Genomic DNA, 25,879 nt, shown 5'->3' on the forward strand with positions numbered 1-25,879 from the left:
GACCTCATGCCTACTGTAGACAGACCCGAGTTTCACAAGACTGAAACTGCCATCCTGCGTGTGCGCCTTCTGGGCCATATGGATGTAACCACTCTTGCTGATGACTCGCTGTTACCCAATGGCACCAAGACCAAAGGGTTGCTGGCCATCCTCGCGTTGTCTGACAGACGGCCCGTGTCCCGTAGCCGGCTGGCGGAATTGCTGTGGAGCCAACGCTCTACAGTGCAGGCCCGCGCCTCCCTCCGGCAGGAAATCCATCGTTTGCAGGATGCGCTCAGCTCGCTGGGCGAGGCCGTTCTGGATGTACAGCGCCAGTCTCTCGCCCTCCAGCCCGACCTGACCACTGTAGACGCCGAGCGGTTTTTGACGTGCACGCCAAGCACTGTGCTAAGTCTGCCCGATAATCCGCCGCCGCTAATGGAAGATCTGTCCGCTGTAGACCCGGCCTTTACCGTCTGGCTGACGCAGCAGCGCACCCGCCTGCGGCAGCACGTCCTGCATCAGCTGGAAGCGCTTCTGGTCACCACACCAGAGCCCGCGACAGCACGAGAGGCCGCCCGTCGTGTGCTGCTGATGGAACCGCTACATGAAGCTGCATGGCGGACGCGTATTCTCTCGGAAACGCTGTGCGGACAACAGGGCGCAGCCCTGCTGAATGCGAAAGCCTGCATTCGCACCTTTCAGGAAGCTGTTAGCGCGCCTCCGGGTGAGGAAACCATGCGGCTGATTTCTGAAGTCCGCAGCACACATTATAAAGCCGTGCCCCCGCTCAACGCTCAGGAAGACAGGCGGCTCCCCCACTGGGCAGACACCAGCCCGGCGGAACGGGAAACCACTGCTCCTGCCGAACAGCCTGTCTATGGCAGCAAGCATATCAGTACGCTGGTTTTCTTATCCTGCCCGGACAACATTACGGACCCCGCCGTCGTCCGCCTTACAGAAGCCTTCCGTGACGAACTCTGCCTGTCCATAGCCCAGCATGACATTATCGACGTGGTCATGCTGCCACAGCGCTTCCCCTCTCCCACGCCTGAGGACCTGGATATTTTCCAGCAGAAGGGCACGGATTTTATTCTCAGCATTACGCTGACCTCTCAGGAGGATGGCACGCCCCATCTCACCCTGCAGACGCTGAGCACTCACCTGAACGGCGTCATTGTCTGGGGATACCGGCTCAGCTTTACACAGGAGACACTTAACCGCCTTTCCAACCGGGTGTCCTCCGTCGTGGTCTGGACCCTGCTGCTGACGGAAGCGCGCCGGCTGGGTAGCAAACCGGTGGCTGAACTGGCCCCCGTCGGCATGGCCCTGCGGGCCTTCAACCTCAGCCTGCGGGGGGACCCAGGCCTCCGCACGACCATTGAGGATCTGCTGCGGCAGGCAGCAGCGCGCGCGCCGGAAGAAACCTTCATCCTGTTTGTACACGCCAATTATCTGCTTCTGCGCGCCCTTGAGCAGTGGGATACCCCCATCGCCAGCCTGATGGCCCCGATTATGGACCTGATGCGCAAGAATCTGGCCATTGCGCCGAGCAGTCTCACGGCACGTTATCTGCTGGCCGTTAGTCTGGTGTACCTGCAACGACGGGACGAAGCCGTCGCCCTGCTCCAGCAGATGGAAGCAGAATTGAGGGACCCGCGAAACAGTCTGCTCATCCTGCTGGAAGGGCTTTGCCTCCTGGCAGATGGAGATGCGAAGGCCGCGGCCCCGATCTACATGAACTTTTTCAACATGGTGCCCTTCATGCCGCTGACCACCGCAGCGGACCACAATCTGATCATCTCCTGTTTTCTGTCGGGCCAGCATGAGGTGGCACTCGAAAAAGCGCGAAACATGCTGATCACCAGCCCGAATCGTACCGCCATTCTGCTCCCGGCGCTGGCCGCGGCCTCAGCACTGGGCCAGTATAAACAGGCGAATGAGTATGCCGAGCGCCTTAGCCTGCTCCAGCCGGATCTGACAGCCTCCCGCATTGAAGCCCGTTACGCTTATCTCCCGCCGGATCTGATGAAACTGCTGACGGATGCTCTGAAAAAGGGAGGCTTTCTACAGGACGACGCAGCCCCCCTGCGCCCCTTGTCCGCAGAGAGCGTAAGCAGACGCTTGGCGGGATTGCCCCGACAGGATATGAAGAGAACCAAGACCCATTCGACCATGAACCGGACCTGACCCTGCGCATCAGGCAGGCCGGGGAACATCGGCGCCCCACCGCCGAAGGAGCCGTATCGACATTATGCCACGTCGTCCCATGCCCTGCCCTTCCGCTTCCGGTTCTGCCTCCAGCGGCTCACGGCCTGCTTTCTGGCTGGCTGGCGTTGCCCTTTCCGGCCTTCTGCTGCTGCCGGCCTGCTCCAGCGGCCCGCGCACCAGTAGTGATCTGACCGCCCCGCGCAACCATCTTCTGCATGAAGACCGGGGCGCATCTGGCGGTGAGGATGTGCTGAAAGGCGGCGTGAACGCCTATCTGTGGCGCGCCACGCTGGATACGCTCTCCTTCATGCCCGTCGCCACGGCGGATGCGGAAGGCGGCATTATCCTGACGGACTGGTACACCCCGCCCGCAGCCCACGGCGAACGCTTTAAAATGACGGCGTTCATCCTCGACCGCCGCCTGCGTTCCGATGCGCTGCGTCTTACGGTATTCCGTCAGGTCCAGCAGGGCACGGAATGGGTGGATACGCCGCCTGCCGCCAATACGGCGTCTGATATTGCGGCCCGCATTCTCTCCCGCGCACGCAAGCTGCGCGCCGACAACGGCAACCGGGACGACTAACGTCCCGGCTCTTCGCTGTTCCCGGCCCCTTTGCGGGCCGGTTTTTTCCTGATTTAAAAATTCACCCGCGCGAGTTCCATGACACAGCCTGCCAACACGTCCACTGCCCCGGCGCAGCCCTCCACAGGGGCGTCCTTCGATTTTCAGAGCGTTGAGCCCCGGTGGCAGAAGGCGTGGGATGAGGCCGGTGTATTCACCGTGCCGGACATCCCCCCGGCGGATAAGCCCAAATACTACGTGCTGGAAATGTTCCCCTACCCCTCCGGCCAGCTTCATATGGGCCATGTGCGCAACTATGCACTGGGGGATGTGGTTGCCCGTTACAAACGCGCCCGCGGCTATGCCGTGCTGCATCCCATGGGCTGGGATGCGTTTGGCCTGCCGGCGGAAAACGCGGCGCGGGAACGCGGCGTGCACCCGCAGGACTGGACACTCAAAAATATTGCCGCCATGCGCGCCACCCTCCAGCGCCTTGGCTTCTCCCTGAACTGGGACCGCGAAATTGCCACCTGCCTGCCGGACTATTACGGCAAGCAGCAGAAGCTGTTTCTGGACTTCCTGCAGGCTGGTCTGGTGGAACGCCGGGAAAGCTGGGTGAACTGGGACCCGATTGACCAGACCGTTCTGGCCAACGAGCAGGTGGTGGACGGTCGCGGCTGGCGCTCTGGCGCGCTCATCGAGAAGAAGAAGCTCTCCCAGTGGTTCCTCAAAATCACCGATTTTGCAGAAGACCTGCTGGACGGCCTGAAAACGCTGGACCGCTGGCCGGACCGCGTCCGCGTCATGCAGGAACGCTGGATTGGCCGCTCGGAAGGTGCGCATATCACCTTCTCTCTGCATCAGCCGCCGCAGGGGCTGGATAGCAACCTGAACGCGGTTGAGGTCTTTACCACCCGCCCGGATACGCTGTTCGGCATGTCCTTTCTGGCGATCGCACCCGACCATCCGCTGGCCGCTTATATTGCCCAGAGCAATAAAGAGGCTGCGGAGTTCATTGCGGAATGTCGCCGCCTCGGCACCTCTGTCGAAGCTGTGGAAACAGCTGAAAAGCGCGGTTTTGATACTGGTCTGCGCGTCAACCATCCGTTCATGGACAAGAGCTTTCCGATCTGGATCGCCAATTTCGTGCTGATGGATTACGGTACCGGTGCCCTGTTCGGCTGCCCCTCCGGGGACCAGCGCGATCTGGACTTCGCGCATAAATACGACCTGCCGGTTACCCCGGTTGTCCTGCCGCAGGGCAAAGATCAGGCTGATTTTGCCATCACCAAAAATGCCTTTACCGGCGATGGCACGATGATCAATTCCGGTTTTCTGGATGGTCTGACCACCGAGGAAGCCCGCAAGGAAGCCATCACCCGGCTGGAAGAGCTGGGCGTGGGCAAAGGCGTGGTCAACTGGCGTCTGCGGGACTGGGGTGTGTCCCGCCAGCGGTATTGGGGCTGCCCCATCCCCGTGATCCATTGTGACCATTGCGGCCCCGTGGCCGTGCCGGACGCGCAGCTGCCGGTCAAACTGCCGGAAGACGTCACGTTCGACAAACCGGGCAACCCGCTGGACCACCACCCCACATGGAAACATGTAGACTGCCCCAAGTGCGGCAAACCTGCGGTGCGTGAGACCGACACGTTTGACACGTTTGTTGACAGTTCATGGTATTTTGCCCGCTTCACGGCTCCCCATGCCGACACCCCGACCGTGCGCGCTGCTGCCGATGGCTGGCTGGCGGTGGACCAGTATATTGGCGGGATTGAGCACGCCATTTTGCATCTGCTCTATGCGCGCTTCTTTACGCGCGCCATGCGCAAAACCGGGCATCTGGATCTGAGCGAACCATTTGCCGGACTGTTCACACAGGGCATGGTCAGCCACGAAAGCTACAAGGATGCCGCCGGAAACTGGCTGTATCCGGAAGAAGTGGACCTCCGCCCGGACGGTGCCGTCAAACGCGACACCGGGGAAGCCGTCACCGTTGGCCGCGTGGAAAAAATGTCCAAGTCCAAGCGGAACACGGTCTCACCCGAGGCCATCATTGAACGCTTTGGCTCGGATACTGCCCGCTGGTTCGTGCTGTCTGACAGCCCGCCGGAACGCGATATGGAATGGACGGAAGCCGGTGTTTCCGGTGCCGCCCGCTTTGCACAGCGCCTGTTCCGTCTTGTCCGCACGGTGGCAGAAACCGTACCGGCTCAGAACGCCTGCCCGGCAGAGATCGCCCCGCAGGCAGACGCCCTGCGCCGCGCCACCCACCGCACCATTGCGGCGGTGACGGAAGCCCTGGAAACCTTCACCATTAACGTGGCCGTAGCCCGCATCCATGAGCTGACCTCCGCTCTGGCGGATGCGGAAAAAACCCCCGACCTGCCCGGCATGGCCTTTGCACGGCGTGAAACCGCCCGGGCACTCTGTCAGCTCTGCGCCCCCATGATGCCGCATCTGGCGGAAGAAATGTTTGCGCAGCTGGAGCCGGGTAAGACCATGGTGGTGGAACTGCCCTGGCCGGAAGCCGACCCCAGCCTGCTGGCCGCAACACAGGTCACGCTGGCGGTGCAGATTATGGGTAAGCTGCGCGGTAAGATTGATGCGGCACCGGATGAAGACAGTGCGACCGTGATTGCCCGTGCAGAGGCCGAACCCAATGTGGCGCGGCTGCTGGAAGGCAAGCGGATTGTCAAACGCATTCACGTGCCCAACCGTATCGTCAACTTTGTAACGGCAGGCTGATGTCCAGACCCCGCTTCACGCAAACTCTTTTGAATGGCTCTCTGGCAGTTCTGCTGCTGGGGGCTCCTCTTGCGCTGGGCGGGTGTGGCTTTCAGCCGCTTTACGGTGAGCGCGAAGATGCACCGCAGATCAATGCGGAGCTCAAGCGCGTTTATGTTGCCAACATCCCTGAACGGATGGGCCAGCAAGTGCGCCTTGCGCTGCAACAGAACATGGCCGGTGACGGACCGGAAGACCCGGATGGTTACAAACTGGTTGTCCAGCCTTCCATCAGTTCAGAATCTATTGATACCCATTCGGACAATACCTCCGGGCGTATACGGATGAATGGCCATGCGCACTGGGCTCTGTACACGGTCGAACAGTATCCCAAATTTCTGGCGCAGGGGGATGCCACAGCGCTTGATGGCTATACCTCCACATACGAACAATATTTTGCCCAGACTCTGAACAACGAGACGGCTACTGGCCGCGTGGCAAAAACGCTGGCGGATCAGGTCACTCAGCAGGTGGCAACATGGTTCCGCACGCAGGCCGCACCGGCACAGACGCGCTCGCAGGGCCCCAAAGCCTTCTACCCCATGCCCAATGCCATCCCGAATTCTGAAAAGGATGCGCCCATGGAGCAGGAACGGGATGACGCCATTCCGGATATGGCCACGGGCCGTGGTTCCCCCAGCCAGACCGGTGGCCTGTAACGGCCAGGGGCGGGACACAGCCTTATGAAGATTGATGCCCGCAATCTGCCGCGCGTAACCCGAGACCCCGGCGCGTGGCGGGTCATCCTGCTGCATGGCGAGGATACCGGGCTGATCCGTGAGCGGGCGCAGGATGCCGTCAAACAAATTGCCGGATCAGTGGATGATCCGTTCCGCGTGGCCGTGCTGGACAAGGAAACGCACGACCGACTGGAAGAAGAAGCCACGGCCTTTTCCCTGATGGGTGGGCGCCGCGCCGTACGCGTGCGTGATGCCGGAGACGGCCTGCTCAAAGCTGTGACCCATGTGCTGGAGCAAAACACCGATACGCTGGTGGTGCTGGAAGCCCCGGGCCTGCCCTCGCGTTCCAAACTCCGCGCCCTGCTGGAAAAACGTCCGGACTGCGCCAGCGTTGGCTGCTACCCGGAAGAAGGCCGCACGCTGGAAGCCACCATTACCCAGATGCTGGCCAGCCACTCTGTGCGCATTGATCAGGATGCTCTGCACTGGCTGACAGGCCGGCTCGGAGCCGACCGGGGCGCTGCCCGCAGCGAAGTTGAAAAGCTGGCCCTTTATGCGGGCGATACCGGCACGCTCTCGCTGGATGATGTGCATGTCTGCATTGGGGATGCTGGTAGCGTCTCCGTGGAAGATGCCGCCTTTGCCGCAACGGAAGGCCGCCGCACGGAAGCGGATCTGGCCATTGAACGCGCACTCGCCGAGGGCATCAGTCCGATTGCCATTGCCCGCACCTTTCTCTCCCATCTGCACCGCCTGCGACGTGTGCGCGCCGCCATGGCGGATGGTGCCAGCCGGAGTGACGCCATCAAGGGATTGCGTCCGCCAGTCTTTTTCAAACGCGCCAACGGCTTTAACCGGGCCGTGGAGCTCTGGCCGCTGCCCGCCCTGACCAAGGCCGTGCAGGAAACGCAGGCGCTGGAACTCTCCTGCAAACAGACCGGCGCGCCAGATGCTCTGCTTTGCAAACGCTTTGTGGCAGGGCTGGCGGCACGGGCCGTTCTGGCATCCCGCCGCTAAGCCGCCTTCCCCTTGCTCCTGCTGGGGGCTTTCAGTATAGACAGTGGGGTGTGTCCGCGTAGCTCAGCAGGATAGAGCACAGGATTCCTAAGGTAATTGGGCGCCATGACGGGAAACCCCATGGTGTATCCGCTCAAATTCGGGGAACGCTCTGGCAAGCTTTTGCCGTGCCGATCCCGAGCCAAGCCGCGCTCTGGCAACAGGGCCGGAAGGTGTAGAGACTGGACGGGCGGTGCCTACGGGCCGGAAACGGCTTAAGGCAAAGGGACAGTCCAGACCACGAACACCCGCCCCTTTTAAAGGGAGCAAAACCGGGTGGCGGTGAAAGCCGAAGTGGGATGAATCCTGGGGCCATGGGTTCGAATCCCGTCGCGGACACCAACAGCCTGTTTTCCGGGTATAACCTTTGAAATTGCCAGATTTACTGAATCGTAAATCTAACACAGACTTAGTGTTCCGCAGACGCCTCGCGTGGTGGCTGCTCCTCGGTCTTGACCTGATCCATATCCTTAATAGACTGATCGGCCTCATCCGTCAGACGCTGTATTTCTTCTTTACTCTCACCAGAAGAGGCTAGTCTTTCTCGGTAGTCATAGAATTTCTTAATCAGGTCATCTTTGACAAACCAGATGGCATTAAAAAGAAGCTTTTCTGGCAGAAAAAGCCGAATGGATGAGGGCACCAGTTTCAGCACCCAGCGGTAAACGGCTTCCATTTTCTCGCGGTCATTCAGAACTTCGCTGGCTGCCGCTACGGCGACCATCAGAACCGCTTTATCAAGATAAGGCTTATACTTTTTCAGGAAGGCTTTGGAAGAGGCTGCCCTGGGCTTATATTTGTCCATCACAGTCTGGCGGACTGCCCCCACCTTCTGCCCAACAGCTTTTACGCGGGTTTTTAGTTTTCCTAATCGGGTCGGCTTATCCTCTTCCAGCAGAAGAGGGGCATCATAAGTCAGAAGACGCTCTGGCGTTCTACTTGTCTTTTCAGAATTTTTATCTGGCACAATAGATCAACCCTACGCATCATTTCTCAAAAAACAGAAAAACTTTTTGGTAATACTGATATCTGGCTGACACTAGCAGCCAAATAGCTCTGGTTCAAACCACCCCACGAAAGCTGGCCTCTTGCAAAACCAGCAAGATCTTTTTCCAAATTATAACATCTTTTTTAATACACTCTCTGCTCACAAACCATAAACTCCAGCAAAACCGGGTATCGCGGTGATATCCGAAAATACCAGACCACAAAAAAAACCTGTGAGATCAGAACTGATAGAGCTTTATATCAATTTATTAACTTTTTTCAATATTGTTTCACTTTCCATCTGTTCTCATATAATAAAGCGAATAACTAAAAAGAAAGGCAGGATCAACGCATGCCGAAAATCTTAGCGCTTGTTGCTGATGTGCTTATATTTGTTCTGGTGCCATGGGGATTCTGGCGCCTGATTAACAAAGCTATTCCTATTGCCGTCATCCCGATTCTTGTTGGTATTCTTTTCGCTGTTACCCATGCGCCTGTGCAGGAACTCGGTATTCCGTCCTTTTACGGGAATTCCATCGGCTGGGTGGCGGTGCTTATTCTCGCCTTCACTGCCGGGCTGGAAATGTGGCAGACGCCAGAAAAAGATCAGAATGACCCTCTGCCCTCTCCGTCTCTCGGCCGCTTGCTGGCCGGGGCATTGGTCGCGCTGGCCGGACCTTTCGTGATTGGCTCCGTGCTGGTCTATTATTTCTTCCTGCCCCTACGTGGCTGGACGCCCCCGCACACAACCCCGCTGATCGGGGCCATGTCAGTCGGGCTGTGCATGGCGGTCAGCGCCCTGCCGGTGCTGATTGGTGTGGTGCGTGAGCTTTCCCCTGCCCATCGGCCCATCGGCCATCTGGCCCTCAAACTGGCTGTGGTGGATGATGCCGCCTTATGGGTCGGGCTCGCTGCCCTGCAATTTGCCGCCCGAGGGTCCGCCAGTCTGAAAGGCTGGACCGGGCTGGAATTCGTGGCCATCGCGCTGCTGGTTGGGCTGGCGCTGGCCGGAAGCTGGGCCACCCGCAATTTAAAGCATCCGCCGCTGTGGGTCATCTGGCTGGCGGTGCCGGTTTATCTGGCCGCAGGCTCCTGGGCCAGTATGCAGCTTGGCCTGCATGAGCTGATCGGGGCGTATTTTGCCGGAGCCATCATGCCTCCCAGCTGGGTTCGCCGCCTGCCGGTGGAAGAAGTCGGTACGTTCTCGCTAATCTGGCTTGCCCCCATGTTCTTCGGCCATAGCGGACTGCATATCAATGGCGACGCCCTGACCTGGCCGTCCGTCATTGCCTCACTGATGCTGGTGGTGCTTTCGGTCGTCACCAAAATTGGTGCGGTCTCTCTGTTCCCTCCTGCTGCCGGGCTTAATGGCAGGCAGCGGCTGAGCATTGGCGCGCTTTTGCAATGCAAAGGCCTGATGGAAATTGTCGCAGCCACCATTCTGCACGAACAGGGCATGATCTCAGAATTCGCCTTTGCATCCCTGATGGTGCTGGCGGTGATTTCAACTGTTCTGACCGGGCCGCTCTTCCGGCTGGCGGCCCCCAAGGTATCAGGCAGCACTCCCGCCTGAACGCCTTTCACCTCTAAGGGCAGCCACTCACGATGGGGGCTGCCCCCTTCAGGCTCGGTTCATCACCAGCAAAGCCAGCGCGTCAGGATGAGGATGCAGATAAACCGGGGCGGATGAACGCAAACTGCGCTCCGCCTTCTTCCTGCGTTTTGGGGCGTGCGGGCAGTGCTGCGCGCCGCTCGGACACTTCCTGCAAAAGCGGCAGCGCCAAGCGGTCTTCCCGCAGCAGGCCAATCAAAGCCCGTGCGCGCAACACTTCTTCATCACTGGCAAGGCTGTAATAAATGGTGCGGGATTCCCGGCGCGGCACAATAATACCGGCGCGCCGCAAGGTGCCCAGTTGCTGGCTCAGAGTAGGCTGGCCAATGCCGGTTGTGCTCTCAAGCTCGCTCACCGCCAGAGCGCCATCCAGCAAAGCGTCCAGAATCATCAGGCGCTGGGGCTGGGCAAACAGCTTCAATCGTTCCACCAGCTGCTTGGCCATGTCGAACGAGAGGGAGCTCATACCTTTGCATCCTGCTGCAACGCCATGAACCAAGCCGGCCCGGCATCGGCCACGGCATCCTGCGTCTGAGCTGCGGGGCTCACCACATCATCCCCCGGCATCCAGCCTTCAGGGGTCAGCACATCGCCTTCTGCTACACGCTGCAACGCTGCGAGCAGGCGCATCAGTTCCATGACGGAGCGCCCCACTGTCATGGGGTACCATGTAATGGCCCGCACGATGCCTTCAGGGTCAATCACATAAACAGCCCGCACCGTGGCACTACTCTGGGCCGTGCTATCCAGCATGCCGTAGGCACGGCCGATGACCATGGAGGGATCTTCCACCACCGGGAACGGAATCACGACGCCAAACTGCGCCCGGATGGCATCCACCCACGCGAGATGAGAGGGCAGACTATCAATGGAGAGCCCTACCAGCGCGCAATTCATGGCGCGGAACTGCGGTTCAGCCTTGGCAAAAGCGATGAACTCACTTGTGCAAACGGGCGTGAAATCCGCCGGGTGGGAGAACAGGATCACCCAATGCCCGCGCAGATTGCTTAAAGTCAGGTCGCCCTGCGTGGTCCTCGCCACGAAATCCGGGGCCATATCGCCAATCTTGAGGGGTGGCGGAGCCTGAAAGAGGGGACATGCTTCAAACGTAGGATCGCTCATGCTGCGTTACTTACGCGGGTTACTATCCTTGACGCAAGATGGTTTCGTATTTAATGAAAATGAAGATACACTTTTAAATTAATTTAGAAACTAACAAGGACGCACCTCATGACGGATGCCCCTATTGCCGCAGCGACAGCCCAGATCCTGAATGCTGAACGCAACCCGGCTCAAAAGCCAGTTGTTAAAACCTTTTTCGATGAAGCGACCTTTACGGCCAGCCATGTTGTGCATGACCCGGAAACAAAGGCCGCCGCCGTGGTGGACAGCGTTCTGGATTATGACGCAGCGTCCGGTCGCACGTGCTACGACTCCGCACAGAAAATTGTGGACTATGTGCGGGCAGAGGGGCTGAAAGTTGAATGGCAGCTGGAAACCCATGCCCATGCCGACCATCTTTCCGCCGCTCCGTGGTTACAGGAGCAGATTGGCGGGAAACTGGGCATTGGAGCTGACATTATCCGGGTGCAGGAGGTTTTTGGCAAAATCTTCAATGCCGGAACCCGCTTCGCCCGGGATGGCTCCCAGTTTGACCACCTGTTTCGGGATGGGGACCAGTTTCAGATCGGCAACCTGAAAGCCACCGCCCTCCATGTGCCCGGCCATACCCCGGCTGACATGGCGTTTGTGATCGGGGATGCCGCCTTTATTGGCGATACGCTGTTCATGCCCGATTACGGCACCGCCCGCGCAGACTTCCCCGGTGGGGATGCCCGGATGCTGTTCCGCTCCATCCGCCGCCTGCTCACCCTGCCGGAACAGACGCGCCTATTCCTGTGCCATGACTACAAAGCACCGGGCCGCACCGAATTTGCATGGGAAACAACCGTGGGAGCCGAGCGCGCCCATAACGTCCATGTGCATGACGGCGTGGCAGAAGAGGACTTTGTGAGCATGCGCACCAAGCGCGACTCCACGCTCTCTCTCCCCAACCTCATTATGCCGTCCGTGCAGATTAACATGCGTGGCGGCCATATGCCGGAACCGGAAGAAAACGGCGTCAGTTACATCAAAATTCCCGTCAACAAACTCTAAGCTCTACAGACCGCAGCACCCCTGTTTTTTTGACCTGAGGCACAAAGCGTAAAATGTCAGATCCCCTTTTACAGACCGGGCTGGAAATTTTTTCCGGCTCACTGGTCGGCTTTACTCTTGGGCTTATTGGCGGGGGCGGTTCCATTCTGGCGGTGCCGCTGATGGTCTATCTGGTGGGCGTTTCCAACCCGCATGTCGCTATTGGCACCAGCGCGCTGGCCGTGGCCATCAACGCGCTTGTCGGGCTGGCGCAGCATGCCCGCGCCCATACAGTCAAATGGCGATGCGCTGCCATTTTTGCATCCTGCGGCGTACTGGGGGCGTTTGTTGGCGCGAGTCTCGGCAAGGCTGTCGATGGCAAAAAGCTTCTCCTCTGCTTTGCCATCCTTATGATCGGCGTCGGCATCCTCATGCTCCGTGGCCGCAGGAACGAGGGCTGCCCAGGCGCAAGCTGCAACCGCGATAACGCCGCCAAAGTCGCAGGCTATGGCGCAGGCACGGGCCTGCTCTCCGGCTTTTTTGGCATTGGCGGCGGTTTTCTGATTGTGCCGGGCCTGATTGCCTCCACCGGCATGCCGATTCTCAATGCTGTTGGTACGTCACTGGTGGCAGTCTCAGCATTCGGGTTCAGCACAGCCGCCAGCTATATGGCCTCGGGCTATGTGGACTGGTCTCTGGCCGGGCTGTTCATTCTGGGGGGCGCCATTGGCAGTCTGGTGGGCACCCGCGTGGCGCGCTCCATGGCGCAGTCCAAAGGGGCGCTGACCATCTTTTTCGCCTGCGTAATTTTCTGCGTGGCGACTTACATGATCTGGCAGTGTCTGTTCGGGCGATAAGTAACCCAACACTTAATAACATAAATTAAATATCATCTTCTCGATGAGGAGAGTGACGGGGCCTTCAAGGCCCCGTTTTTTTGTCTTTTCCTGGCAATCCTTCCGCAATCCCTGAGCTTTTCAAGCCCTGACGCAGCTGCCCTGCAGGTCGCGCAGACTGCCGTACCCTTGACGTCAGATACTTTCGTAAATATTTTAATATGACTTTCATTAATTATGAAAGTCTATCCCTTTGTGATCCTTTCCCGCAGGCAGGCAAACTTTCATGCACTCCAAGCAACCCAAAAACGACTGGCAGACTGCTGGCATGGCCCGGCGGGCCAAAGGCTGGCTGGCTGGCAGCGTCACGCTGAGTGGCATGGCGGCGGTCCTGTTTGTGCTGCACCTCACGCTGCTGGCCGGACTTGTGGATGATCTGACCTTCAAAGGCGCATCCTTTGCCGCAGAGCAGCATACCCTTCTCCTGCTGCTGGCCTGCCTCGGCGGAAGTCTGTTTCTGCAATGGCTTGCCGATATGGCGGGGACAGAAGCAGGACTGCGCATTGCCGCCCATGTGCGGCGCGATGCCCTGCGGCATCTGTTCCGTGCGGGACCAGTCGGCTGCACGACCCTTCCGGCAGGACGCATTCTCACCACCCTGACAGAAGGGGTAGATGCGCTGGAACCCTATTTTGCGCAGTACATTCCCCGTGCCGCCATGATGGTCGTGCTGCCCCTGCTTATTCTGGCCATGGTGTTCCATCTGGACGGCTGGAGCTTTGTCATTCTGGCCTGCACCGGCCCGCTGATTCCGGTTTTCATGGCGCTGGTTGGCTATAGCGCCCAAAGCATCATGGACCGGCAATGGATGCAGCTGGTTGTGCTGGGCTCCAGCTTTCTGGATTCCCTGCGCGGGCTTAGCACGCTGCGCCTTCTGGGCCAGACAGAGGCCAGCATCAGCCGTATGGCCGCCGCAACCAACGCACACCGGGCCAGCACGCTTTCCGTCATGAAAGTTGCCTTCCTGACCTCGGCTGTTCTGGAATTTTTCTCCAGCCTGTCCATTGCTCTGGTTGCCGTGGTTTTCGGCGCACGGCTGCTGTCTGGCACGGTTGATTTTCGGTCCGCTTTTCTGGTTCTGCTGCTGGCACCGGAATATTTCATGCCGCTCCGTGCTTTTTCCGCCAGCTACCATGCCCGCCAGAACGCAACGGCAGCGGCCGCCAGGCTTGCTGACCTGTTCGCCCTGCCGGAGATGACGCAACCGGAAAGCCAGCCCCGGCTGACACACACCCGGAATCACCCGATAGCCCACCTGATATGTTCCGACCTGACAGCAGGCTATCCGGGACAAGCGCCAGCTTTTCAGGCGCTTTCCTGCACGCTGTCACGCGGAACTCTGACCGTCATCACCGGAGAAAGTGGCGCTGGGAAAACAACTTTCCTACGTCTGATACTGGGGTTTTTACAGCCATCTTCCGGTCAGATCACCGCGTGTGACACCACAGGAGCCCCTCTTGAAGTCTGGCAAAGCCACACCGCATGGGTGCCGCAGCGCCCTGTGATGACAATGGGGAGCATTGCCGACACTCTGCGGCTGGCCAAACCCAACGCAACCGATGCGGAACTGCATGCCGCTGCTCAGCAGGCCGATGCGCTGGAATTTATCGAGGCTTTGCCGCAGGGTTTTGCAACCTCTGTCGGGGAAAGAGGCGCATGCCTCTCCGGTGGCCAGATCAAGCGGCTGGCTCTGGCACGTGCCCTGCTCCGCAATCCGGATATCCTGTGTCTCGATGAACCAACATCCGATCTGGACCCGGCCAGTGCTCTGCGTGTTGCCCACGCCATTCGGCGCTGTTCTGCAAACCGGATTGTACTTGTTGCCACACACCATGCCGACATGGTCGCGCTGGCTGACCAGTGCCTGCATATCAGTGACGGGCACGGAGAACTCTTCTCCGCACCGCAGAGGGCCTGCGCATGAATCTTCTTACTGTCTCAGGGCTTTTCACGCGCGCTCTGTGCTGGCCTGTTTTCTTCGGTCTGGCCTTGGCCTGTGTTGCAGCCCTTGCCAACTTCGGGCTGCTGTTCCTGTCCGGCTGGCTGCTGGCCGGGGCGGCCTGCGCCGGGGCTGCGGGACTTGCGGCACAGCAAGCCTTCAACATGATACTGCCCGCCACCGGGGTGCGCTTTTTTGCAACGCTGCGCATTGCCACACGGTATCTGGAACGGCTGGTCACGCATGATGCCAGTCTGCGCCTGACGGGCCGCCTGCGGGTCTGGGTTTATACAAAACTCGCCCCACAGGCCCCGGCCGGACTGACCGACAAACGGGGTGGCGATCTGCTCTCCCGCTTTGTGTCGGACACCGACCGCGTCGGCCAGTCCTACACAGAAACGTTCATCCCTTTTGCTCGCGCCATTCTGTGCGGTCTGGCCTTTGCGCTTATTTCCGGACTTTTCCTGAAAAGCGCAGGACTTATTCTGGCTCTTGGCCTGCTGGTCTGCACTCTGCCGGTCCCCATGAGCGTCGGTCTCCTCTCAGCACCGCGCCTGCGCGCCCTTACCACGCAACGCGGCACCTTTCAGGCTGAACTTGCAGACACGCTTGCAGGCTTAGGGGAGTATCTGACTCTGGGGGCCAGTGAAGCCCGCATTGAGACACTGGATACCCATCAGAAAACCCTGCAAGCCACAGAACGGCATCTTGCCGCACTGGAAAGCGGTGCACGCAGCCTGATGACTTTTATCGGTCTGCTGACAACCCTTTATGTGGTCATGCTGGCGGTTCGGGCTTTTCATCTGGGCGCACTCTCTGCGCCGGAAATTCCGATGCTGGCTCTGGGGTGTCTGGCTGCCTTTGATGTTACGCAGCCTCTGCCCGCAGCCTGTCAGGCCTTCACCCGCGCCCGCATTGCTGCGGAACGGCTGCAAACATCCTGCAATGCCGCACCGTGCGTTTCTGCTCCCACCACCCCCGCACCTGCTCTGCACCATCCTCTGGATCTCATCGTTCGCGATATTTCCTTCCGATATCCGAATACCCAGCACCGGGTTCTGGAGCATGCCAGCTTCACCATCCGTCAGGGGGAACGTGTGGCGCTTGTCGGGGCATCCGGCATTGGCAAGAGCAGCCTGATCAGCCTCCTGAGCCGGTTCTATCCATATCAGGGCGGTGAGATCACATTGGGAGGTCTGGATCTTCGTCATTTTTCAACGGAAGATCTCGCAAAAACCATCAGCGTCGCCGCACAGGATTTCCACCTGTTCAACGGCACCATTCGGGACACGCTCCTGCTTGCCAACTCGAACGCGGATGACGCGCAGATGGCGGAGGCCCTAAGCACTGTGCAGTTGGAAGAGTTTGTGCAGCACGCCCCCCACGGGCTGGATACGCTGATTGGGGATGAAGGTCTCGCACTCTCCGGTGGTCAGGCCAGAAGGCTTGTTCTTGCGCAGGCACTTTTGCGCAACACCCCATGGCTCATTCTGGATGAACCCACAGAAGGGCTGGACCAGAAAACCGAATACGCCCTGATGCACAGCCTGATTTCCGCAAGGCCGGATGCCACCATCCTGTGCATTACGCATCGGCGCACCCTGATCCCGTTTATGGACCGGACACTCACGCTTGCAGGCGGCCAGATCTGCCCGGCGGAGGAGGTGCCATGAGACGATAACCTCAAAGATACCGCTTAAGAGTGCCTATGATAAAGGATTTTTAAAATGGACATGATCAACCCGACTGTTGTTGATCTTTCACGCTTTCAGTTCGCGCTGACAGCGCTTTACCACTTCATGTTTGTCCCCCTCACGCTGGGCCTGACATTCATGCTGGCTGCCATGGAAACTGTCTATGTTGTAACCGGCAGAAAAATTTACAAAGACATGGCCATGTTCTGGGGCAAGCTGTTCGGCATTAACTTTGCCCTCGGCGTTGCCACCGGCATTACCATGGAGTTTGAATTCGGCACCAACTGGTCCATGTATTCCCGCTTTTTTGGGGACATGTTCGGCACGCCGCTGGCCATTGAAGGTCTGATGGCCTTCTTTATGGAATCCACCTTTGTGGGCCTTATGTTTTTTGGCTGGGACCGCCTGAGCAAACAGGCCCATCTGGCCGTGACGTATCTGGTGGCCCTCGGCTCCAACCTGTCTGCCCTGTGGATTCTGATTGCGAACGCCGGTATGAACGTGCCGCACGGTGCGCATTTTGACCCGGACACCATGCGCCTGCAGTTTGACAGCTTTGTAAAACTGATCTTCAGCCCGGATGCACAGGCCAAGTTCGTGCATACCTCTGTTGCCGGGTATGTCTCTGCGGCTCTGCTTGTTATGGGTGTGAGTGCATTTTATCTGCTGCGTGGTCAGCACAGGCAGTTTGCAGCCCGATCTTTCCGTATGGCTGCACTGTTCGGCATTATCTCCACTGTTGCCGTCATCACGCTGGGCGATGTTCTGGGCCGTGAAGACTATATGGAACAGCCGACCAAAATCGCTGCCATTGAAGGCCTGTGGCACACCAGCAAACCGCCGTATGAACCGTGGATTCTGGCAGCCCTTCCGGATGATGCCAAACAGGAAAACCATTTTGAAATTGGTGTCCCGTTTGTTCTCACACCGCTTATTACGCATGATTTCAACACGCCTATCCGTGGCATGCACGAACTGGAAGATGCTGCCGCACCGCGCATTGAATCCGGAATTGCCGCTGTCTCCGCCCTGCGCCGGTATCAGGAAACACACCAGCAGGCTGATCTGGACGCGTTCAAGGCGCATGAAGCCGACCTCGGCTTTGGCTTTCTGGCCACCCGCCACGCCCCTAATCAGGACGTAACGGCCATTCCGGCAGATGCCCTGCAGAGCGTTGTGGAACAGACGAAACCCGACATTCTTCCGAATGTGTTTGTCACCTTCTGGTCTTTCCGTATCATGGTGTTTCTGGCGCTGTATTTCTTCGCGCTGTTTGCCATTTCTGCTTACCTGAGCCTGAAGAACAAGCTGGAGCGGAACAAGCTCATCCTCAAGGCCTGCATGTGGTCTATCCCGCTGCCTATTCTGGCAACAGAATTCGGATGGATTACAGCAGAAGCTGGCCGTCAGCCCTGGACGGTGTTCAACACGCTGCCGACCTTCCTGTCCGCTTCCACGCACAGCACGTCCTACATGGTGTTCTCTCTGGCAGGTTTTGCGCTGCTCTACAGCATCTTTATCGCGGCAGAACTGTATCTGATGTTCAAGTTCGCACGCCTTGGCCCGGAAGCGCATGACGCCCCGCACAGTGATGATGCGTATGCCGCCCATTGCGCTGTTGTCGGCACCCCGCACGCCTCAGGTCACTGATGCTTTTGTTGAAAGAAAGGTCCTGATATGGAACTTTATGCACTTCTCAAACTGATCTGGGCGGCTCTGCTGTGCGTGCTGCTGATCGGCCTCGGGCTGATGGTCGGCATGGATATGGGCGTTGGCACCCTGCTCCGCTTTGTAGGGCGGAATGATGGAGAGCGCCGCACGGCCCTCAACATCATCGGCCCGCACTGGGATGGGAATCAGGTCTGGTTTATTCTGGGAGGCGGTGCGATTTTTGCTGCCTTCCCCACCCTCTATGCCACGTCCTTTTCCGTTTTTTATGTCGTGATGATCCTGCTGCTGTTCAGCATGATCCTGCGGCCTGTCGCCTTTGAATATCGCTCCAAGGCGGACTCCCACCTCTGGCGCGCCAGCTGGGACTGGGTGTTTCTGATTTCCGGTTTCCTGCCCATGTTCATCTACGGCGCGGCCTTCGGGAACATCCTGCATGGTGTTGGCTACCATTTTGGCTGGACCGGACAGTATTATCAGGACAGCTCCTTTTTCTCATATCTGCTGAACCCGTTTTCCATTCTGTGCGGTCTGATGTCCGTTGCCCTGAGTGTGTATCAGGGTGGCGTGATGCTGATGCTGCGGGCAGAAAACCCGATTTATGACCGCGCCCGTCGCTACGCCCTGCGCGGCGGCCTGACGGCAGCGATACTGTTTATCATTGGTGGTTTCTTTATTGCCCGCATGCAGGGCTTTGTGTTCACCGCCCCGGTCGACCCGGCTATGCCGGCCTCCCCCATGCACGGCCAGCACGTCACCATGGTTGCCGGGGGCTGGCTGCATAATTATGCCGCCCATCCGGTCCTCTGGCTGCTACCCCTGCTTGGGCTGGCCAGCATGATTGGCGGAACACTGGCTGCACGCATGAACAAGGTCATTCTCGCCTGGTGGATTGGGCTTGGTTCATGGATTGGCACCATTGGCACGGTTGCTGCGGCGATGTTCCCGTTCTTCATGCCCTCCACCACCGCACCGGACCAGAGCCTGACCATCTGGAACAGCTCCGCCAGTGCTTATGGCCTGACCTGCATGCTGGTTGTCGCGCTGATCTTTGTGCCCATCATCCTCTGCTACACCTCATGGTGCTACTACGTGATGCGCGGCAAGGTTCACACGGCGGACATCGTTAACGATAGCCACAGCTACTAAAAGGGAACTTTACCATGCAACTGTTACGTCTGGCCGGTCTGGCCGCTGTTCTGGTCGTCTCCCTGCTGTTTGCCGTTTTTGTGGGGGATCAGGGCCCCTGGTACTTCGCCTGGGTGATTGGTACCATCATGATCATTCTCATTTCCGGTGCCGGCGCAATCCTGCTGGATGCGCAGCAGGACGGCAAAATCGGCTCCTCTTCAGATCAGGAGGTTTAATCATGTTAGGCGATCTTGAAGGAATAATTCTGTTTATTCCCGCATTTTACCTTCTGCTTTACATCATTGCTTATCGGGTTGTGCGTAAGCTCTTCCCGTAACGGAGTGTATGCAGAAAGACCTTTTTTACCCCACGTCGGACTTCTGGCGTGGGGTTTTTTATATCATTCAGAAACTTCTTTTTATTTTATAAGTTTTTAATGATTCATTCTGTTTTCTTGTTGGGTTTTTATGGTATTTTACACACATGGCTTACCAGCGGAGCGCATGCCTCCTCTTTGAGCCTGTTCTGACAAAAAAGCCTCACAAGCTGCCGCTCTCATGCCTTTTCGCACCGGGCATGAGAGCGGGCTGCGGCCACTGCGGTATGGAGCTGGGCATAAATATTGCCCTCACCCAAAACAGCACTAATCCGGTGGCGGTCCATATCAGCCCGTAAAAACGGATTAACCCGCCCAAAAGCAATCAAAACAGACTTTGCCTGTAATTCCTGCAAAACCGTGCGCAGAAGGCTGGCGGCAGAATAATCAATATCCGTAATGGCGCTGGCATCTACCACAATGCAGCGAACAGGGGTGGGCGCTGTTTTAATCAGAAACCGGATATCATCTGCAAAGCGGTTACAGTTTGCATAGAATAAATCTGCACAGAACCGATACACAATCAGGCCTGGTTCCGTTTCAACCCCAGCCTTGACTGGGGAGGCTTCCAGAAGCTTGGTCTGGGCATCTTCCTGCAAAACCATAGTGTGTGGTTCATAACTATGCCGCACATGGCGGAACAGGGAGAGCGCAATCGCTACCAGAATACCTTGCTCCACCCCCACCCCCACAACCGTAGCAGCGGTGATCAGCGCCAGACCGAACTCTCCGGGGCTTTCCTGCCGTATGCGCCATAAGGCGCGCAGGTCAATCATCCCCATCGCAACACTAAAAACAATAACCCCCAGCACACACCGTGGCAGATAGTGCAGGGGGCCCGTGAGAAATAGTAAAACAACCAGCGTGACACAGGCAAAAACAAGTTGTGCCTTCTGGCTACGGGCTCCGGCCTGCACGGCCATGGCTGTCTGCGTCGGGCTGCCATTGACCGTAAAAGTGCCGCTCAAGGCGGCCACTGCATTGGCAGCACTTAACCCCAGAATATCCCTGTTTGTGTCAACATCTTCCTGAAATTTATACGCGTAGGTTCGGGATGTTGCGGCACTTTGCGCAATAATGACGAACACGCAGGACGTCGCCACCGGCAGCAGGCTAAGCATGTCATTCCACCCCACCCTGGGGAAATGCAGGGACGGCAAGCCGCCAGACAGTGGCCCTACCAGTGCTACGCCTCGCGCCTCCAGCCCCATAGCCCAACTGGCGAAAATGCTTCCAACCACCAGAACCAGCGCCAGTGGCTTGTGCGGTGCAAATTTCTCTCCGGCATATAAAAGCAGGCACATAACAAGCGAGATTGCCGCACTTAACGGCGCAAGATGCGGGAGCGCCTTCAGCAACTCTACAAACTGGAGAAAAGGATTATGCGCTGTGGCCTGTAAGCCCAGCATGTCATACGTCATGGCAATGCCGACCTGCAGGCCAACACCCGCCATAAACCCAACCAGCACCGTGCGGGAGAGAAAATCGGCCAGAAACCCTAGCCTGAACAACCGCGCTGCCAACAGGAACCCGGCGCTCAACAGCGCGACCATGCTGACAAGCGCCATGTAATGCGCACTGCCCGGCGGGGCCATGCGTGCCAGAGCACTGGAAAAAATGGCCGCGGTTGCAGAATCTGCCGCCACGACCAGATGCCGCGAAGACCCGACACCAGCAAACGCCACCAGCGGTAGCAAAACTGTATACAGCCCGGTTACAGCAGGCATCCCGGCAATACGAGCATACCCCAGAACCTGCGGGATATTCATACAGGCAAGCGAAAGCCCCGCCAGACTATCGCGCATAGTGCTGGCCCGGTCTCCCTGCCCCCACCGTCTGAACAGGTTTTTCAGCATCTTGCCCACCTTACTGGTCTTCTGATCTCTCAAGGCTTTTTGCCGCCATTCCTACGCGGCGTCACCTTTTTAAAAATACGCATCCCCCCATAAAAAAAGCCACCTCGCTCCAATAAAGGAACGAGATGGCTTTTAGAGCACTCAGACAATGCAAGGCGACCCGCAGGATAAACCTGCGGGCAGAGAGTTTTTAGGCCTGACGTGCTTTCCGCTGCGCATCAACCTTGTTCGTGCGGCAAGCGGGCGGCAGCACTTCCTGAAGGTTTGTAATCGCAGCGCCGCGGGACAGACCACTTTCTGCCGCCAGTCGGTCAATCACCTCAGACGGCAGAAGCTTCTGCACAACGTCTTCCGTCGTGGGTTCCACAACAGCGTGGTTTTCCCAGTGGGACACAACGGACTGCAAACCATGCTGTTCTGCATGCCGACGTACAATTGCCTGCCCGGCGTTATTGTTGTGTTCCAGATAATGAATAAGGGCGGAAGACAGGCCGGATTTATCCGTGGTGGCCGCCGTTACCGTATCGGCCACAGCCGTCAGAGTAGAGCTGATTTTGTCTGTGGTGGAAGCTGTCATGATAGTCCCCTTTATAGGAAAGTGGACGAAAGCATCAGGATGTCTCTACACCGCATTGTGTAAAGACGAAACACCAGCGCGCTTGTCATTTCGGCGCTGATTGTGCTCGCCCATTGTAAAACCTTACACTTCCAACGAGGAAACGGCGCAGACGTTGCGTATGAGTTCATGAACATTATGTCATAAACCCATACGCGTCTCTCATCTGCTGTGATGGCAGTTCTCTCCTGCCATGGGGAAGATGATTTTAATTTAAAGACTTTTTCAATATTAGAAAATCGTTTCCAGAATGCCACCTTCAACCCGCAGAGCGGCGCCCGTTGTGGCAGACGCTTCCTGAGACGCTACATACAGGATCATGTTTGCAACTTCTTCCACGCTGGCCGGGCGTCTGATCAGAGAAGACGGGCGCTGGGTGCGCACAAATTCTTCACTGACCTCTTCAAGAGATTTCCCGGTTTCCTGCATTTTTTCCTTAAACATGGCCTGCACCCCCTCGGACAACGTCGGTCCGGGCAGAACTGCATTGACCGTCACACCTGTGCCGGCCATCCGCTTGGCCAGACCACGGGAGACGGCAAGCTGCGCCGTTTTGGAGAAGCCGTAATGAATCATATCGACTGGAATGTTCTGTGCAGATTCAGAAGAGATGAAAATGACACGTCCCCAGCCCTTCTTTTCCATAGCAGGCAGATAAGCGCGGGAGAGCCGCACGCCGGACATCACATTCACATCAAAAAACTGCGTCCAGGTCTCATCGGATGTTTCAAAAAAATCTTTCGGTGAGAAAATACCGACATTATTCACCAGAATATCGCAGGAAGGATGAGCCGAAACGAGAGAGTCACATCCCTCTGCTGTTCCCAGATCAGCCACACAGGCTGTCACCCGGGCATCCGGCACATCTTTTTTGATGGCGGCAACAGCTTTCTCGCAAGCCTCCTGCTTGCGTCCATTCACCACAACCTCTGCCCCGGCTGCTGCAAGCCCTTTGGCTGTTGCCAGACCAATCCCAAGGGTAGACCCCGTCACAATGGCTTTCCGGCCTTTAAGATCAAATTTCATGATGCGACTGCCCTCCTCTTTAGTGTTCACTCGGTTCCCGGTAACCAGCTCCTTTTGACGCAGGATAGGTAAGGAACTGACCTTGTGGTGCAGAGAGCGACAAGGTGTGGCTGAGCTCTGCACGCACGTCTGACTGAGTGAACAGGAAATAGGAGGCAAAGTTCATCGTGAAATAAACATATCTGCCAACCGGCGCTTATTCCGCTGCCAGTGTCTCCTGATATTTAAAGCGCGCCGTAGCAGTGTCACAGAGATAAGACTGCGCAATAACACTGGCATTTTCAGCCAGTTCATTCACGGATTTCAGAATATACGCCACTTTGGCATCATCCATCAGCACACTGAAGTTCAGGCGCACCCAGCCCGGCTTTTCCACTTCCTGCCCGGCACGGATTGCCTCATGCATCCGCATGGATTCGTCCTGACCAAGCGAGAGAAGCCGATGTGCATACGGTCCCGCACAGGCACATCCGCCACGCGCCTGAATGCCATATAGATCTGACAGCATCCGCGTAAACAGTTGATGATGAATCAGCTTTCCATCTGCATCCTTCACGCGGAATGAGAAAATAGGCAGATGCTGTTTTGCCTGCGAATTTCCCAGAATTTCCAGATAAGGGTTGGCATGCCATGCGTCATAGGCCCGCTGATAAAGCGTGTGATTTCGCTCCGCCATAAACGCCGCGCCAATGGCATCCTTAACCAGAAAACACAGAGCGGCCCGAATATTGCCCACGACATCCGGCGTACCAGCTTCTTCCCGCGCCGTAACACTGCCTGAATAGTCATGCCCCCACGGAGAGACAAACCGCACCGTGCCCCCACCGGGTAGCGTTGGCTCCTGTGTTGCGACAGCCGCCTCCCGCACAATCAGCACACCGGATGCGCCGGGGCCACCAATGAACTTATGTGTAGAAAGCACGACGGCATCTTTTTCCGCATCTGTCCCGGCCTTCATGTCAATCGGCAGGTAAGGACCACCCCCGGCATAATCCCAGACAGATTTCGCACCATATTTTTTGAGAAGCCGTGTGACAGAATCAGTATCTGTTACAATACCTGTGACATTCGAGGCACTGGAAAACGCACCGATTTTCAGACGCTCCGGGGCCGCTGCGGCCAGATGGGCTTCCAGTTGGGCCAGATCCGGGCCGCCATCCGGCGCTTCCGCAATTTCAATCAGCTCCGCACCGCTTTCCCGCCAGGGCAGGATATTGGAATGGTGTTCATACGGGCCGATCAGCACAAGCGGGCACTCGCCGGCCCGCACAGCATCCCGCACTCCCAGCAGATGCACGAGCCGGTTCAGGCCCGCGGTTGCACCGTTCCCCGTGAAGATCGTCGCAAAGCCCTGCTCAGCGCCGCACAGACGCGCAATGATCTGCCGGGCCTCATGCCGCATGCGGTTCATCACCTGCCCGCAGAACGAGGCCTCCGTATGGCTGTTGGCATAGTAGGGCAACACCTGCGTAGCGATGGCCTGCTCGATCACACCCAGAGCCCGACCTGAGGCAACGTAATCCGCATAGACCAGCTTTTTGGGACCAAACGGACCGGGAATGGTCAGGTTATCGCCAATCAGATCGTCCCTCAGGCGGGTAATCACATCGTCACCCTGCAAGGTTTTGGCAAAATGGGAAAAGAAGTTTTCGGGGGAAGGTGTCATCATAATTCCGGAACCACGCAGACTGGAAAAGGCTGTTCCGCCATCATAAGAAACACCAATCCAAAAAAGTTTCCCTATTTCATGATTGAATCCCGTCATATTCGATCATATGATCGGTTATGACCCATAAACTTGATAGTTTTGATCGCGCAATCCTTCGTGCCTTGCAGCAGGATGCCTCGCTATCTCAGCGGGATCTGGCAGAGCGGGTCGGCATGTCACAAAATGCATGTTGGCGGCGTCTGCAAGCTCTGCGCGCAGCGGGGGTCATGCAAGGGCAAACGCTGCGGCTGGACCGTGCTGCGGTGGAGCTGGATCTGACTGTGCTCGTGCTCATCAAAACGCGCCACCATTCACAGGAGTGGCTGAAAAGCTTCCGGCAGATCATCCTCTCCATCCCCAATATTGTCGATTTCTATCGGATTGCCGGTGAGTATGACTACATGCTGAAAGTGGTCGCGCGAGACATGAATGCCTTTGATGCCATTTATCGCAAAATGATAGAAAAAATCGACATTGATACCGTCACCTCTTACATGGCGATGGAAGCGATTGCCGATAATCGCCCTCTGCCCGTCTGAGGCTGTCTTTCTTTTTCACCTGCTACAAGGACGCTGTTCATGACTGTCACGCTGTACCACAACCCCGCCTGCGGCACGTCCCGCACGGTCCTTGGCCTCATTCGGGACGCCGGGATTGAGCCGGAAATTGTGCTGTATCTGAAAACACCCCCCAGCCGGGAAAAGCTGGCTGAGCTTGTAAATCAGACCGAGCTGACAGCGCGTGATCTGCTGCGCCAGAAAGGCCCGCTCTATGAAGAGCTGGGGCTAAAAGACCCGAGTGTCACGGATGATCAGATTCTGGACGCGATTGCTGAACACCCTGCTCTGCTCAACCGCCCGATTGTCGTGACGAATAAAGGGGCTGCGGCATGCCGCCCTGCGGACACAGTGCTGCGCCTTCTGCCCTGAGCGACGCATTAAAAAAGCCCCGGCACAAAAAGG

At 57.6% G+C, this 25,879-nt stretch carries 22 protein-coding genes; 15 read left to right on the forward strand and 7 right to left on the reverse strand.

From position 1 onward, the window contains the following. The first annotated feature begins 6 nt into the window (after positions 1-6). From KP703_RS04735 to holA, 5 genes are all read left to right on the forward strand, one after another. A complete protein-coding gene (locus KP703_RS04735) occupies positions 7-2,169 on the forward strand; it encodes a BTAD domain-containing putative transcriptional regulator (protein WP_215753965.1) in 2,163 nt (720 codons plus the stop codon). A 64-nt stretch (positions 2,170-2,233) separates the two neighbouring features. Further along, positions 2,234-2,773, forward strand: coding sequence for a DUF3576 domain-containing protein (locus KP703_RS04740; RefSeq protein WP_052403647.1), 540 nt, complete (start codon positions 2,234-2,236; stop codon positions 2,771-2,773). 78 nt (positions 2,774-2,851) lie between these two features. Further along, complete coding sequence (gene leuS, locus KP703_RS04745) at positions 2,852-5,497, forward strand: leucine--tRNA ligase (protein ID WP_215753966.1); 2,646 nt, start codon at positions 2,852-2,854, stop codon at positions 5,495-5,497. Beyond that, positions 5,497-6,195 carry an LPS assembly lipoprotein LptE gene (locus KP703_RS04750; protein ID WP_215753967.1) on the forward strand — a complete coding sequence of 233 codons (699 nt, stop codon included), beginning with the start codon at positions 5,497-5,499 and terminating at the stop codon, positions 6,193-6,195. Before leuS ends, KP703_RS04750 begins: the two co-directional genes overlap by 1 nt. A gap of 24 nt (positions 6,196-6,219) precedes the next feature. Next, entirely contained in the window at positions 6,220-7,233 is a 1,014-nt protein-coding gene (holA, locus tag KP703_RS04755) for a DNA polymerase III subunit delta (protein ID WP_215753968.1), read from the forward strand. A gap of 448 nt (positions 7,234-7,681) precedes the next feature. On the opposite strand, the gene KP703_RS04760 is transcribed toward holA, so the two are convergent. Then, positions 7,682-8,239, reverse strand: coding sequence for a hypothetical protein (locus KP703_RS04760; protein ID WP_215753969.1), 558 nt, complete (start codon positions 8,237-8,239; stop codon positions 7,682-7,684). Positions 8,240-8,611: 372 nt separating this feature from the next. On the opposite strand from KP703_RS04760, the gene KP703_RS04765 reads away from it, so the two are divergent. Next, positions 8,612-9,832 carry a cation:proton antiporter gene (locus KP703_RS04765; RefSeq protein WP_215753970.1) on the forward strand — a complete coding sequence of 407 codons (1,221 nt, stop codon included), beginning with the start codon at positions 8,612-8,614 and terminating at the stop codon, positions 9,830-9,832. An 82-nt stretch (positions 9,833-9,914) separates the two neighbouring features. Here the strand turns inward: KP703_RS04765 and KP703_RS04770 are convergent, their stop codons facing one another. Then, a complete protein-coding gene (locus KP703_RS04770) occupies positions 9,915-10,337 on the reverse strand; it encodes a helix-turn-helix transcriptional regulator (RefSeq protein WP_215753971.1) in 423 nt (140 codons plus the stop codon). After that, positions 10,334-10,993 (reverse strand): peroxiredoxin, encoded by a 660-nt coding sequence (locus KP703_RS04775; protein ID WP_062141590.1) that lies wholly within the window; start codon positions 10,991-10,993, stop codon positions 10,334-10,336. Before KP703_RS04775 ends, KP703_RS04770 begins: the two co-directional genes overlap by 4 nt. A gap of 108 nt (positions 10,994-11,101) precedes the next feature. Here KP703_RS04775 and KP703_RS04780 point away from each other — a divergent pair, with 108 nt between their 5' ends. The 7 genes from KP703_RS04780 to KP703_RS04810 all read left to right on the forward strand — a co-directional run bounded on the left by KP703_RS04780 (position 11,102) and on the right by KP703_RS04810 (position 19,571). Then, positions 11,102-12,028: an MBL fold metallo-hydrolase gene (locus KP703_RS04780; RefSeq protein WP_215753972.1), complete on the forward strand. Its 927-nt coding sequence runs from the start codon at positions 11,102-11,104 to the stop codon at positions 12,026-12,028. 53 nt (positions 12,029-12,081) lie between these two features. Beyond that, positions 12,082-12,864, forward strand: a complete 783-nt coding sequence (locus tag KP703_RS04785; RefSeq protein WP_061487395.1) for a sulfite exporter TauE/SafE family protein — start codon at positions 12,082-12,084, stop codon at positions 12,862-12,864. Positions 12,865-13,129: 265 nt separating this feature from the next. Then, on the forward strand, positions 13,130-14,827 hold the full coding sequence (gene cydD, locus KP703_RS04790; RefSeq protein WP_215753973.1) for a thiol reductant ABC exporter subunit CydD: 1,698 nt from the start codon (positions 13,130-13,132) through the stop codon (positions 14,825-14,827). After that, positions 14,824-16,515: a thiol reductant ABC exporter subunit CydC gene (gene cydC, locus KP703_RS04795; protein ID WP_215753974.1), complete on the forward strand. Its 1,692-nt coding sequence runs from the start codon at positions 14,824-14,826 to the stop codon at positions 16,513-16,515. Before cydD ends, cydC begins: the two co-directional genes overlap by 4 nt. A 54-nt stretch (positions 16,516-16,569) precedes the next feature. Then, entirely contained in the window at positions 16,570-18,186 is a 1,617-nt protein-coding gene (locus tag KP703_RS04800) for a cytochrome ubiquinol oxidase subunit I (RefSeq protein WP_062141594.1), read from the forward strand. A gap of 27 nt (positions 18,187-18,213) precedes the next feature. Next, a complete protein-coding gene (gene cydB, locus KP703_RS04805) occupies positions 18,214-19,353 on the forward strand; it encodes a cytochrome d ubiquinol oxidase subunit II (RefSeq protein ID WP_215753975.1) in 1,140 nt (379 codons plus the stop codon). A gap of 14 nt (positions 19,354-19,367) precedes the next feature. Beyond that, complete coding sequence (locus KP703_RS04810; RefSeq protein WP_043549186.1) at positions 19,368-19,571, forward strand: hypothetical protein; 204 nt, start codon at positions 19,368-19,370, stop codon at positions 19,569-19,571. A 319-nt stretch (positions 19,572-19,890) separates the two neighbouring features. Here KP703_RS04810 and KP703_RS04815 read toward each other — a convergent pair whose 3' ends face one another. The 4 genes from KP703_RS04815 to KP703_RS04830 form a co-directional block, all read right to left on the reverse strand. Beyond that, a complete protein-coding gene (locus KP703_RS04815) occupies positions 19,891-21,567 on the reverse strand; it encodes a SulP family inorganic anion transporter (RefSeq protein ID WP_215753976.1) in 1,677 nt (558 codons plus the stop codon). 190 nt (positions 21,568-21,757) lie between these two features. Continuing rightward, on the reverse strand, positions 21,758-22,144 hold the full coding sequence (locus KP703_RS04820) for a hypothetical protein (protein ID WP_215753977.1): 387 nt from the start codon (positions 22,142-22,144) through the stop codon (positions 21,758-21,760). A 270-nt stretch (positions 22,145-22,414) separates the two neighbouring features. After that, positions 22,415-23,209 carry an SDR family NAD(P)-dependent oxidoreductase gene (locus tag KP703_RS04825; protein ID WP_215753978.1) on the reverse strand — a complete coding sequence of 265 codons (795 nt, stop codon included), beginning with the start codon at positions 23,207-23,209 and terminating at the stop codon, positions 22,415-22,417. 196 nt (positions 23,210-23,405) lie between these two features. Continuing rightward, on the reverse strand, positions 23,406-24,878 hold the full coding sequence (locus tag KP703_RS04830) for an aminotransferase class V-fold PLP-dependent enzyme (protein WP_215753979.1): 1,473 nt from the start codon (positions 24,876-24,878) through the stop codon (positions 23,406-23,408). A 116-nt stretch (positions 24,879-24,994) separates the two neighbouring features. Here KP703_RS04830 and KP703_RS04835 point away from each other — a divergent pair, with 116 nt between their 5' ends. Beyond that, on the forward strand, positions 24,995-25,456 hold the full coding sequence (locus tag KP703_RS04835) for an Lrp/AsnC family transcriptional regulator (RefSeq protein ID WP_086653232.1): 462 nt from the start codon (positions 24,995-24,997) through the stop codon (positions 25,454-25,456). A 39-nt stretch (positions 25,457-25,495) separates the two neighbouring features. Continuing rightward, entirely contained in the window at positions 25,496-25,846 is a 351-nt protein-coding gene (arsC, locus tag KP703_RS04840) for an arsenate reductase (glutaredoxin) (protein WP_215753980.1), read from the forward strand. Positions 25,847-25,879 lie beyond the last annotated feature (33 nt).

Origin of the sequence: Acetobacter sp. P5B1 (assembly GCF_018811985.1) — a bacterium.
Taxonomy (GTDB): Bacteria; Pseudomonadota; Alphaproteobacteria; order Acetobacterales; family Acetobacteraceae; genus Acetobacter; species Acetobacter cerevisiae.

What these genes read in the sequence shown, in the direction of transcription:
- KP703_RS04735 (WP_215753965.1), top strand. Translation starts at nt 7, where the DNA reads ATGCCTACTGTAGACAGACCCGAGTTTCACAAGACTGAAACTGCCATC.
- KP703_RS04740 (WP_052403647.1), top strand. Translation starts at nt 2,234, where the DNA reads ATGCCACGTCGTCCCATGCCCTGCCCTTCCGCTTCCGGTTCTGCCTCC.
- leuS (WP_215753966.1), top strand. Translation starts at nt 2,852, where the DNA reads ATGACACAGCCTGCCAACACGTCCACTGCCCCGGCGCAGCCCTCCACA.
- KP703_RS04750 (WP_215753967.1), top strand. Translation starts at nt 5,497, where the DNA reads ATGTCCAGACCCCGCTTCACGCAAACTCTTTTGAATGGCTCTCTGGCA.
- holA (WP_215753968.1), top strand. Translation starts at nt 6,220, where the DNA reads ATGAAGATTGATGCCCGCAATCTGCCGCGCGTAACCCGAGACCCCGGC.
- KP703_RS04765 (WP_215753970.1), top strand. Translation starts at nt 8,612, where the DNA reads ATGCCGAAAATCTTAGCGCTTGTTGCTGATGTGCTTATATTTGTTCTG.
- KP703_RS04770 (WP_215753971.1), bottom strand. Translation starts at nt 10,337, where the DNA reads ATGAGCTCCCTCTCGTTCGACATGGCCAAGCAGCTGGTGGAACGATTG.
- KP703_RS04775 (WP_062141590.1), bottom strand. Translation starts at nt 10,993, where the DNA reads ATGAGCGATCCTACGTTTGAAGCATGTCCCCTCTTTCAGGCTCCGCCA.
- KP703_RS04780 (WP_215753972.1), top strand. Translation starts at nt 11,102, where the DNA reads ATGACGGATGCCCCTATTGCCGCAGCGACAGCCCAGATCCTGAATGCT.
- KP703_RS04785 (WP_061487395.1), top strand. Translation starts at nt 12,082, where the DNA reads ATGTCAGATCCCCTTTTACAGACCGGGCTGGAAATTTTTTCCGGCTCA.
- cydD (WP_215753973.1), top strand. Translation starts at nt 13,130, where the DNA reads ATGCACTCCAAGCAACCCAAAAACGACTGGCAGACTGCTGGCATGGCC.
- cydC (WP_215753974.1), top strand. Translation starts at nt 14,824, where the DNA reads ATGAATCTTCTTACTGTCTCAGGGCTTTTCACGCGCGCTCTGTGCTGG.
- KP703_RS04800 (WP_062141594.1), top strand. Translation starts at nt 16,570, where the DNA reads ATGGACATGATCAACCCGACTGTTGTTGATCTTTCACGCTTTCAGTTC.
- cydB (WP_215753975.1), top strand. Translation starts at nt 18,214, where the DNA reads ATGGAACTTTATGCACTTCTCAAACTGATCTGGGCGGCTCTGCTGTGC.
- KP703_RS04810 (WP_043549186.1), top strand. Translation starts at nt 19,368, where the DNA reads ATGCAACTGTTACGTCTGGCCGGTCTGGCCGCTGTTCTGGTCGTCTCC.
- KP703_RS04815 (WP_215753976.1), bottom strand. Translation starts at nt 21,567, where the DNA reads ATGCTGAAAAACCTGTTCAGACGGTGGGGGCAGGGAGACCGGGCCAGC.
- KP703_RS04820 (WP_215753977.1), bottom strand. Translation starts at nt 22,144, where the DNA reads ATGACAGCTTCCACCACAGACAAAATCAGCTCTACTCTGACGGCTGTG.
- KP703_RS04825 (WP_215753978.1), bottom strand. Translation starts at nt 23,209, where the DNA reads ATGAAATTTGATCTTAAAGGCCGGAAAGCCATTGTGACGGGGTCTACC.
- KP703_RS04830 (WP_215753979.1), bottom strand. Translation starts at nt 24,878, where the DNA reads ATGATGACACCTTCCCCCGAAAACTTCTTTTCCCATTTTGCCAAAACC.
- KP703_RS04835 (WP_086653232.1), top strand. Translation starts at nt 24,995, where the DNA reads ATGACCCATAAACTTGATAGTTTTGATCGCGCAATCCTTCGTGCCTTG.
- arsC (WP_215753980.1), top strand. Translation starts at nt 25,496, where the DNA reads ATGACTGTCACGCTGTACCACAACCCCGCCTGCGGCACGTCCCGCACG.